This window comes from Pseudomonas sp. IT-P395, assembly GCF_949767675.1.
Taxonomy (GTDB): domain Bacteria; phylum Pseudomonadota; class Gammaproteobacteria; order Pseudomonadales; family Pseudomonadaceae; genus Aquipseudomonas.
Map to the genome: position 1 here is coordinate 152,021 of NZ_CATKPW010000007.1, position 10,207 is coordinate 162,227.

Annotated in this window: 8 protein-coding genes; 4 read left to right on the plus strand and 4 right to left on the minus strand. The window is 61.2% G+C overall.

The window, feature by feature from the left end:
* Positions 1–74: 74 nt before the first annotated feature.
* Genes ACM6IN_RS06800 through rfbC form a run of 4 tightly spaced genes read right to left on the minus strand, consistent with a single transcriptional unit; the run spans position 75 to position 4,305 of the window.
* Positions 75–530 carry a YiiD C-terminal domain-containing protein gene (locus tag ACM6IN_RS06800; RefSeq protein WP_007909095.1) on the minus strand — a complete coding sequence of 152 codons (456 nt, stop codon included), beginning with the start codon at positions 528–530 and terminating at the stop codon, positions 75–77.
* The gene (locus ACM6IN_RS06805; protein WP_007909097.1) at positions 527–1,912 is read right to left on the minus strand and encodes a sigma-54-dependent transcriptional regulator; all 1,386 of its coding nucleotides are present in this window, start codon (positions 1,910–1,912) and stop codon (positions 527–529) included. The genes ACM6IN_RS06800 and ACM6IN_RS06805 overlap by 4 nt, the downstream gene beginning before the upstream one ends.
* Positions 1,909–3,717, minus strand: coding sequence for a sensor histidine kinase (locus ACM6IN_RS06810; RefSeq protein ID WP_095113943.1), 1,809 nt, complete (start codon positions 3,715–3,717; stop codon positions 1,909–1,911). Before ACM6IN_RS06810 ends, ACM6IN_RS06805 begins: the two co-directional genes overlap by 4 nt.
* Before the next feature lie 42 nt (positions 3,718–3,759).
* The gene (gene rfbC, locus ACM6IN_RS06815; RefSeq protein WP_007909101.1) at positions 3,760–4,305 is read right to left on the minus strand and encodes a dTDP-4-dehydrorhamnose 3,5-epimerase; all 546 of its coding nucleotides are present in this window, start codon (positions 4,303–4,305) and stop codon (positions 3,760–3,762) included.
* Between the two features lie 165 nt (positions 4,306–4,470).
* On the opposite strand from rfbC, the gene ACM6IN_RS06820 reads away from it, so the two are divergent.
* The 4 genes from ACM6IN_RS06820 (at position 4,471) to ACM6IN_RS06835 (ending at position 10,125) form a co-directional block, all read left to right on the plus strand.
* Positions 4,471–7,383 (plus strand): aminotransferase, encoded by a 2,913-nt coding sequence (locus tag ACM6IN_RS06820; protein ID WP_414915640.1) that lies wholly within the window; start codon positions 4,471–4,473, stop codon positions 7,381–7,383.
* A gap of 292 nt (positions 7,384–7,675) precedes the next feature.
* Complete coding sequence (gene aguB / locus ACM6IN_RS06825) at positions 7,676–8,554, plus strand: N-carbamoylputrescine amidase (RefSeq protein ID WP_400753552.1); 879 nt, start codon at positions 7,676–7,678, stop codon at positions 8,552–8,554.
* A 5-nt stretch (positions 8,555–8,559) separates the two neighbouring features.
* The gene (gene aguA, locus ACM6IN_RS06830) at positions 8,560–9,666 is read left to right on the plus strand and encodes an agmatine deiminase (RefSeq protein WP_414894993.1); all 1,107 of its coding nucleotides are present in this window, start codon (positions 8,560–8,562) and stop codon (positions 9,664–9,666) included.
* Positions 9,667–9,912: 246 nt separating this feature from the next.
* Complete coding sequence (locus tag ACM6IN_RS06835) at positions 9,913–10,125, plus strand: hypothetical protein (protein ID WP_007909115.1); 213 nt, start codon at positions 9,913–9,915, stop codon at positions 10,123–10,125.
* Positions 10,126–10,207 lie beyond the last annotated feature (82 nt).

Genomic DNA, 10,207 nt, shown 5'->3' on the forward strand with positions numbered 1-10,207 from the left:
GTGTACGTCTGAAGCATCCCCCAATCAGTCCCCTCTCCCTCGGGGAGAGGGTTAGGGTGAGGGGCCGTTGATCTTCAGCGGTGCAAAACGTACTGCCCGGTAAATGTCACGGCGTCTTCTTCGCTGCCCTGATTGACGATCCGCGTACTCAACGTCAACCGCGCCCGCCCATAACGCTGATACATCGCCAGAAATTTCCTCCACACCTTCGCGTCCGGTGCCGGGCAGATTGCCGTGGCGTCGCCCGTGACCGGCAGCGGATAACTGATCTGCCCCTCCTGAATCACAATGTGCCCGTCGGTGATGCCTTCTTCCTTCAAACGCAGATGCAACCAGCCCCAACCGGCCAGCACCGCACCGCAGTAAAGACTGCCGCCGAACATCGTGCTCTTGTGATTGACGTTCGGCTCGAGTGGCAGATGCAGACTCAATTGGTGTGCATGCCAGTCGAGCACCTTCAGCCCCATGTCCCGTGTCAGGGGAATGTCGTGATGCAGGACCGATTCCAGATAGCGACTGTCAGTGCTCATTCGTTTTCATCCCCATGGCTGCTATCGCCAAAGTTGAGGCCATGCTTGCGCAACTTGTCATGCAGGGTCTTGCGCGGCACGCCCAAGGCTTCGGCGAGGCTGCGCACTGAACTGTGAGAGCGCGCCAGTTCGGCGGCAATCAACGACTTCTCGAAGTTTTCCACTTGCTCGCTGAGACCGCCGTTGATGACTTCAACCGGTGTGTTGCCAGTGCCTTCGGCGCCGCTGTTATCCAGTGCCAGTTCCAGACCGAGGGCGAAACGTTCGGCGGCATTCTGCAGTTCGCGCACGTTACCCGGCCAGGTGTGGCGCAACAGCAAGGCGCGTTGTGCCGGTTGCAGTTCGTGGGGCGGCAGGCCGTGGCGGGCGCTGGCTTCATCGGCGTAATGCTGGAACAGCACCAACGCATCTTCGCCGCGTTCGCGTAGCGGTGGAATGCGCAGTGGCGCGACATTGAGGCGGTAATACAAGTCGGCGCGGAAGCGGCCTTGATCGGCGGCCTGACGCAGGTCTTCCTTGGTTGCGGCAATCACGCGGATGTCCAGCGGGATCAATTGATTGCCGCCCAGGCGTTCGACTACGCGTTCTTGCAGCATGCGCAGCAACTTAACCTGCACGTCCATGCTCATGCTTTCGATTTCATCGAGAAACAGCGTGCCGCCATTGGCGAATTCGAATTTGCCGATCCGGCGTTTCTGCGCGCCGGTGAAGGCGCCGGGTTCGTGGCCGAACAGTTCGCTTTCCACCACGGACTCGGCCAGTGCGCCAGCATTGATCGCCACGAACGGGCCATTACGACGGCTGGACAAATCGTGCAGCGCACGGGCGACCACTTCTTTGCCGGCGCCGGTTTCGCCGAGGATCAGCACGTCAGCCTTGGTCGCGGCCAGCGCACCGATCTGCTCACGCAAGCGCAGCATCGGCGTCGAATGGCCGACCAGACGCGCGCTCAATTCATTGCGGTCGCTGAGGGCCAGACGCAGGCTGCGGTTGTCCAGCACCAGGCGGCGCAGGGCCAGCGCGCGGCGTACGCTGTCGAGCAGCGCATCGCTGGCGAAAGGTTTTTCGAGAAAGTCATAAGCGCCGGCACGCATGGCCTGCACCGCCAGCGGTACATCGCCGTGGCCGGTGATCAGCAGCACCGGCAGTTCGGGATCCTGCGCGTGTAATTCGCTGAGCAATTCCAGGCCGTCCATACCCGGCATGCGGATGTCGCTCACCACCACGCCCGGCCAGTCGCGTTCAAGCTGTGCGGCCAGCCCCTTGGCTTCGGACAGCGGCAAAATTTTCAGACCGGCCAGATCCAGTGTCTGGCCGAGGGCCTGACGCAGGTGTGGATCGTCGTCGATCAACACCACCTGAATGCGATTGTCGATGGTCATGCACTTCGATCCTCGGACGGTTGCAGGCTGACCCCGGGCGCACCGGCGCGCAGTCGCAGGGTAATCAAGGCGCCACCTTGCTTGTGGTTGGCGAACGACAGTTCACCACCGAAGGCGCGCATCAGCGTTTCACAAATGGCCAACCCCAGCCCCAGACCCTGAGTACGGGTCTTGGTGGTGTAAAAGGGCTCGCTGGCGCGGCCGAGGGCCTCCATGCAAAAGCCCGGGCCGTTGTCGCGAATGTACAGATTGACGCCCTCGGCGGTGGATTCGGCACTCAGCCAGAGTTTGCGCGGCGGACCTTTTTCGGTGAGCGCGTCGAGGGCGTTGGCGAGCAGATTGCCAAGCACCTGACGCAGGCGCGTTTCCCCGGCCTCGACCCACAGCGTGGCGGCCGGCAGATCGCGGATCAGCTCGACTTCCATGCTCCGGCGCCGTTTGGCCAGCAGCGCCAAGGCATCGTCGAGCGCTGGTTGCAGGGCAACGCTTTCCGGCGCGTGGCGATCGCGGCGGGCAAAGGCGCGCAGGTGGGCGATGATCGAGGCCATGCGCCCGGTCAGTTCGCTGATCAGTTTGAGGTTGCCGCGAGCGTCGTCGGTGCGCTGATGATCGAGCAGCACTTCGGCGTTCTCCGCGTAGCTGCGGATCGCTGCCAACGGCTGATTGAGTTCGTGGCTGATGCTCGCTGACATGGTCCCCAGCGCCGACAGCTTGCCGGCCTGGACCAAGTCATCCTGGGCGCGCACCAGTTCCTGCTGGGCCTGTTCACGCTCCAGCACTTCTTCCTTCAAGCGCCGGTTGAGGCCTTCAAGGTCGCTGGTGCGTTCCGCCACGCGGCCCTCAAGTTCGCGGCGTGCCTTGGCCTCGAAGGCGATGCGCTCCAGATAATGCCGGCGGCGCTGCATCATCAGACCGAGCAACAACATCAGCACCAGCAGCGTGGCGCCGCCGATGGCGACCACGGTGCGCACTGGACGGTCGATCAGCGTGCGCGGGGCAAGGATGCTGACGCTCCAGCCGGTTTCGGCAATGTCGTGGGTCTGGATCAGCCACGCCGTCGGGCTAAGGTTAAGCGGGCGCGGCTCGCGGGTCGGGTAAGGCTGGATCGCGGTGATCGCCGAGCGCTCGCTGTCGCTCAAATTACGGGTTGAGCGAAAACGCCATTCCGGGCGCGAGGTGAGGATGACCACGCCGTTGTGGTCGGTGACCAACAGTTGTTCCGGGGTTTTGCCCCAGAGGCTTTCGGTGTGGTCGAGGTCAACCTTGATCACCAGCACGCCGATGATTTTTTCGCCGTTACGCACGGCGGCGGCAAAGAAATAACCGCGCTTGGCCGACGTGGTGCCGAGCCCGAAGAAGCGCCCGAGGCGCCCGGCCATGGCTTCGCTGAAGTACGGACGGAAGGAGAAATTACGGCCGACGAAACTGTCGTGCTTGTCCCAGTTCGATGCTGCCAGCGTCTGCCCGCTGGTGTCCATCAGGTACATGACTTCGGCACCGGTCTGCGCGGCGATGTTCTTCAGCAGGCGGTTGGCATTGCCTTGGGTCACGCCGTCGTCCGGTGCGCCGAGTACCGAGCGCAGGGCCGGCAGGTCGCCGAGAATCTGTGGCAACACTTCATAGCGGTGCAGGGTGCCCAGCAGGTTGGCGACGTACAGGTCGAGGGTCTGGCGGTTCTGGCCGGCCAGTTCGCTGCGGTAATAGCGCTCGGCAAGATGTTCCAGCGGCCACAACAGCGGCGCCAGACACAGGGCCAACAGCGCGAGGCTGCGCCAGCGAGGTCTGCGGGGAAGGGTTGGTTTCATGAGCCGGAAGCGCCTGTAGGGACAGGCGCATTATGCCCGGCCTCAGGCGAAGACGTCAGCGTCCTTGAAGAAGGCTGCAGCCTGATCCTTGGCGGACAGCTTCGGGGCTTCGTCCAGTTGCCAATCGATGGCCAGATCCGGATCGTCCCAGCGAATGCTGCGTTCTGCCGACGGCGTGTAGTAGTCGGTGGTCTTGTAGAGGAATTCGGCGAACTCGCTCAGCACGACGAACCCGTGGGCGAAACCTTCCGGGACCCACAACTGACGATGGTTGTCTGCCGACAGGCGCACGGCCATCCATTTTCCGAAGTGCGGTGAGCTGCGGCGAATGTCCACGGCGACATCCAATACTTCACCGACCGTTACGCGGACCAGTTTGCCCTGAGTGTTTTGCAGTTGGTAATGCAGACCACGCAATACGCCTTTTTGCGAGCGCGAGTGGTTGTCTTGAACGAATTGTGTGTCCAGCCCCGTTGCGTCCTGAAAAGCCTTGGCATTGAAACTTTCGTAGAAAAACCCGCGCTCGTCACCAAACACCTTGGGTTCGATGATCAGGACACCGGGCAGGTCGGTGGTGATTACATTCATGGGGTTTCCATAGGCCAGTGTTAATGGTCGACATTCTTGCGCAAAGTGCTGGAGGGCGCGAGTGCAGGAAGACAAATAGCCCTGACGCCTTTTCGTGGATGGGGGTTGCGGATCCTGCCAAGCAATGGCGATATAGGCGCCTAATAAAATTTCAGGGGTCGTTTCATGCCGCTCGCCACGTTGATTCATCGCGCCAGTTTGCCCAGCCCGCAGGTTTCTGCAGAGCAGGCCCAGCAATGGCTGGCGGAGCATTACGGGCTCAGCGGCAGGTTGCAGGCGCTCGGCAGCCAGCAGGATCTGAATTTTCGCGTCGACAGTCCGCGCGGTCGGTTCGTGCTGAAAATCTGCCGTGGCGATTACGCTCTGGTGGAGCTGCAAGCCCAGCATGCCGGCCTCAAGTACCTGGCCGAGCACTCGGCGGTGACGGTGCCACGGGTGATCGCGGCCAATAATGGCGAGGATCTGCTGTCACTCGAGGTCGGCGGCGAAGCCGTCCATGTGCGGCTGCTGGATTACATCGAGGGCCAGCCGCTCACGCATCTTGATCACTTGGGGCGCGACGTAGTGGCGGGGTTTGGCCGGCTCTGCGGTGAGATGGATCTGGCGCTGGCCGGTTTCGATCATCCGGGCCTTGAGCGCACGTTGCAATGGGATGCGCGCCACGCCAGTGCTCTGATCAGCCATCTGCTGCCGGTGATCAAGGACGAGCAGCAACGCACATTGATCGCCGAGGCCGCCGCTCAGGCCGAGCGCCGTTTGCAGCCGTGGCTGGACAAGCTGCCGGTGCAGGCGATTCACATGGACATCACCGATGACAACGCTGTCTGGGCGCGCGATGCCCAGCGTCACTGGCAGTTGCAGGGCGTGATCGACTTTGGCGATCTGGTGCGCACCTGGCGCATCACCGATCTGTCAGTGACGTGTGCGGCGTTGCTGCATCACGCTGGTGGTGATCCGTTTGTCATCCTGCCGGCGGTGCAGGCCTACCACGCGGTCAACCCACTGCAACACGAAGAGTTGCAAGCGCTGTGGCCTTTGATTGTGGCGCGCGCGGCGGTGCTGGTGCTCAGTGGCGAGCAGCAAGTCAGCATCGACCCGGCGAATACGTACAGCCGGGACAACCTTACCCACGAGTGGGAGATTTTCCGCGTGGCGACATCGGTGCCTCAGGCGTTGATGGAGGCGGCGATTCTGGCGGCGGTGGGACAGGCTTTGCCGGCGATTGAGAGTGAAGGTTTTGCGCCATTGTTGCCCGGTCTGGTCGGACGCGAATTTGCGCTGATCGATCTTGGCGTGCTGAGTCCGCATTTCGACGCTGGAAATTGGGAGCAGGAGGGTATCGACCAGCGCCTGCTGACTGAAGCGGCTGTGGCGCATGGTTTGGCGGCGAGCCGTTATGGTCAGTACCGTTTGTCGCGCACTCGTGCCGACAGTGCCGTTGAACCGGACACCTTCCCGCTGCACGTGGAATTGCGCGTACCCGATGGCAGCGCCGTGGAGGCGCCGTTCGCAGGCGTCGTGCATCAGGCCGCAGACGGTGTGCTGCAACTCGATGGCCCGCAACTCAGCCTGCGGCTGTGGGGCGTGACACCGTCGCTGCACAGCGACGCGGCGCTGGTCAAAGGTCAGGTGCTGGGTGCGGTCAGCGGCCCGTTGCGGGTGCAGTTGTGTCGGGGCGGGCAGCTCGATGCACCGTTGTTTTGCACCCCGGCGCAAGCAGCGGCTTGGCAGGCGCTGTGCCCATCGCCGGCCGCATTGTTGGGGCTGGCCTGCGATGCCGAACCGGAGCTGGACGCGAAAACCCTGCTCGAACGCCGCGATGCCAGTTTCGCCCGTACCCAGAAACACTACTACGTCGATCCGCCGCGCATCGAACGTGGCTGGCGCAATCACCTGATCGACATGCAGGGCCGCTCCTATCTGGACATGCTCAACAACGTGGCAGTGCTCGGTCACGGTCACCCGCGCATGGCGGCGGTCGCGGCGCGCCAATGGTCACTGCTCAACACCAACTCGCGGTTCAACTATGCGGCGGTGGCGGAGTTTTCCGAGCGCTTGCTGAAACTCGCGCCGGAAGGCATGGATCGGGTGTTTCTGGTCAACAGCGGCAGCGAGGCCAACGACCTGGCGATCCGTCTGGCGTGGGCTTACAGCGGCGGCCGCGACATGATCAGTGTGCTTGAGGCCTATCACGGCTGGACGGTCGGCGCCGATGCGGTATCGACCTCGGTCGCCGACAACCCGAAAGCCCTGGAAAGCCGCCCGGACTGGGTGCATCCGGTGCCTGCGCCAAACACCTATCGCGGTGAATTCCGAGGCCTCGATTCGGCGCCGGATTACGTGCGCAGCGTTGAGCATCACCTGGCAAAACTCGCCGAGCAGAAGCGCCAACTGGCCGGGTTCATCTGCGAGCCGGTGTATGGCAATGCCGGGGGCATCTCGCTGCCGCCGGGATATTTGAAACAGGTTTACGGGCTGGTGCGCGCGCAGGGCGGCGTGTGCATCGCCGACGAAGTGCAGGTCGGTTACGGGCGCATGGGCCATTTCTTCTGGGGCTTTGAAGAGCAGGGCGTGGTGCCGGACATCATTTGCATGGCCAAGGGCATGGGCAACGGTCAACCGCTGGGTGCAGTAATCACTCGCCGGGAAATCGCCGAAGCGCTGGAGGCCGAGGGCTATTTCTTCTCGTCGGCGGGTGGCAGCCCGGTGAGTTGCCAGATCGGCATGGCGGTGCTCGATGTCATGGAAGAAGAAAAGCTCTGGGAGAACGCGCAGGTGGTCGGTGGCCACTTCAAGGCGCGACTCGAAGCGCTGATCGATAAACATCCGCTGGTGGGCGCGGTGCACGGTTCCGGGTTCTATCTCGGGCTTGAGTTGATCCGCAATCGCGAGACGCTGGAGCCGGCGACCGAGGAGACGGTGTTGCTGTGTGATCGCCTGCGCGAGTTGGGGATTTTCATGCAGCCGACTGGGGATGATCTGAACATTCTCAAGATCAAGCCACCGATGGTGACGTCGCGTAAGAGTGTGGATTTCTTTGTCGACATGCTCGATCGGGTGCTCACCGAGGGCCTTTGACACTCACCCCATGTAGGAGCTGCCGAAGGCTGCGATCTTTTGATCTTGTTTTTCAAGAGCAAAATCAAGAGATCGCAGCCTTCGGCAGCTCCTACAGAGGTTCGGAGCTAATTCGATTTGTATCGGTATTTTGTGGGTAAAATTAGACGGAATGCATTTCTTTAGCTTCTAAAGCCGATATTTATCGGCTATAAAGTCGCCATTGCTCCGGCATGGCGATCTCATGTCCGGTGCGCGCATTTTTCTTTTCGGTCGAATTGTCGACCGTCAAAGCACTGCCCGGAGATGATTCATGAGCCGTATCGTTACCGTTGCCGCCACTCAGATGGCCTGTTCCTGGGATCTGGAAGCCAACCTCGAAATCGCTGAAAGGCTGGTGCGCGAAGCCGCCGCCAAAGGCGCGCAGATCATCCTGATTCAGGAGCTGTTCGAGGCGCCGTATTTCTGCCAGAAGCCGAACCCGGACTACCTGCAACTGGCGACGACGGTGGAAGAAAACGTCGCGATCAAACATTTCCAGAAAATCGCCAAAGAGCTGCAAGTGGTGCTGCCGATCAGCTTCTACGAACTGGCCGGCCGCGCACGTTTCAACAGCATCGCGATCATCGATGCCGACGGCAGCAACCTCGGGATTTATCGTAAAAGCCACATCCCGGATGGCCCGGGCTACCACGAGAAGTATTACTTCAACCCGGGCGACACCGGTTTCAAAGTGTGGAACACCCGTTACGCGAAGATCGGCGTGGGTATCTGCTGGGACCAGTGGTTCCCGGAAGCCGCGCGCAGCATGGCGTTGCAAGGGGCGGAAATCCTCTTCTACCCGACCGCAATCGGCAGCGAGCCGCACGACAAGAGCATCTCCTCGCGCGATCACTGGCAGCGCGTACAACAGGGCCACGCCGGCGCCAACCTGATGCCGCTGATCGCCAGCAACCGCATCGGCAATGAAGAACAGGACGGCTACGACATCACGTTCTACGGCTCTTCGTTCATCGCCAACCAGTTCGGCGAAAAAGTGCAGGAGCTGAATAAAACCGAAGAAGGTATTCTTGTGCACACTTTCAACCTCGACGAGCTCGAACACATTCGCAGCGCGTGGGGTTCATTCCGTGACCGCCGTCCGAACCTGTACGGTGCGTTGAAAACCCTCGACGGTTCCCTGGAGTCCTGATCCCGATGACCACCTTGAAAAGTACCCCGCGCGCCGACGGCTTTCACATGCCGGCCGAGTGGGCGCCGCAAACGCAGACCTGGATGATCTGGCCCGAGCGCCCGGACAACTGGCGTCTGGGCGGCAAACCGGCGCAAGCCGCACACGCTGCGGTGGCCAAAGCCATCGCACGTTTCGAACCAGTGACCGTGGCCGTGTCCGCCGGCCAATACGAAAACGCCCGCGCGCGCCTCGACGTACCGAATATCCGCGTAGTCGAGATGTCCAGCGATGACGCCTGGGTACGCGACAGCGGCCCGACTTTCGTCATCAACAACAGCGGCGAAGTGCGCGGTGTGAACTGGGACTTCAACGCCTGGGGCGGTTTCGACGGTGGTCTGTATTCGCCGTGGAATCGTGATTCGCAGGTCGGCGGCAAGATCCTCGAGATCGAGCGTAGCCCGCGTTATCGCACTGAAGGTTTTGTGCTCGAAGGCGGTTCGATTCACGTCGACGGCGAAGGCACGCTGATCACCACCGAAGAATGCCTGCTCAACCGCAATCGCAACCCGCACCTGGGCCGCGAAGAAATCGAAGCGGTGCTCAGCGCCAATCTGTCTGTGGATAAGATCATCTGGCTGCCGGACGGTTTGTTCAACGACGAAACCGACGGCCATGTGGATAACTTCTGCTGTTACGTGCGTCCGGGCGAAGTGCTGCTGGCGTGGACCGACGATCCACAGGATCCGAACTACCCGCGCTGCCAGGCTGCGATGAAAGTCCTGCAAAGCAGCACCGATGCCAAAGGTCGCCCGTTCACGGTGCACAAAATGCCGATTCCGGGGCCGCTGTACGCGACCGAAGAAGAGTGCGATGGTGTCGACCCGGTGGACGGCACGCAGGAGCGCAATCCGTCCGTGCGCCTGGCCGGCTCCTACGTGAACTTTCTGATCGTCAATGGCGGCATCATCGCGCCGAGCTTCGACGATCCGATGGATGCCCCGGCCAGGGAAATTCTGCAGAAACTATTCCCGCAGCACGAAGTGGTGATGGTGCCGGGCCGCGAACTGTTACTGGGTGGCGGCAATATCCACTGCCTTACCCAACAGCAACCCGCACCCCACAAAGAGTGAGTTGAGTCGTAACAGCTTGAGTTGATTAACAAATCGGCCGAGCAGTGATTAGCTCGCTATGCATGTGAAGAAGCCCGCAGCCCGGTTGGATTGCGGGCTTCTTTGTATCCGCTTGTCGACAAATGCGAAACCTTGGCATAGCTCTTGTATTCATCACCCATGCACTAGGGAGGGGGGAGAACTTCAACAGTTCTGTCATAAACCTTGGATAACTTAGCCGCTCATGAACGGGGAGAGAGCGCTGAAATGAACGCCGAAGTGAACGTAGTCAGCGAGCGGACGTTGCATCCCATGGCCGTTAACGGCGAATCGCTCCAGATTGTCGCGCACTGGTTGAAGTCCAATGGAACGCGTCAGATCAGGGAACCTGATCCGCGCCGGACGATGATCGAGCGTTACCCCGCTGGCCTGTTCAGCGAGGCCGAACTGGATGCATTGTGGGCTGTAATGGAAGGATAAGAAGAACAACAGGGATTGGTCAAAGCGCTGCCGGGATGGCGGCGCTTTTTTATGCACGACTGTTTTGGGAACACCCATTCAA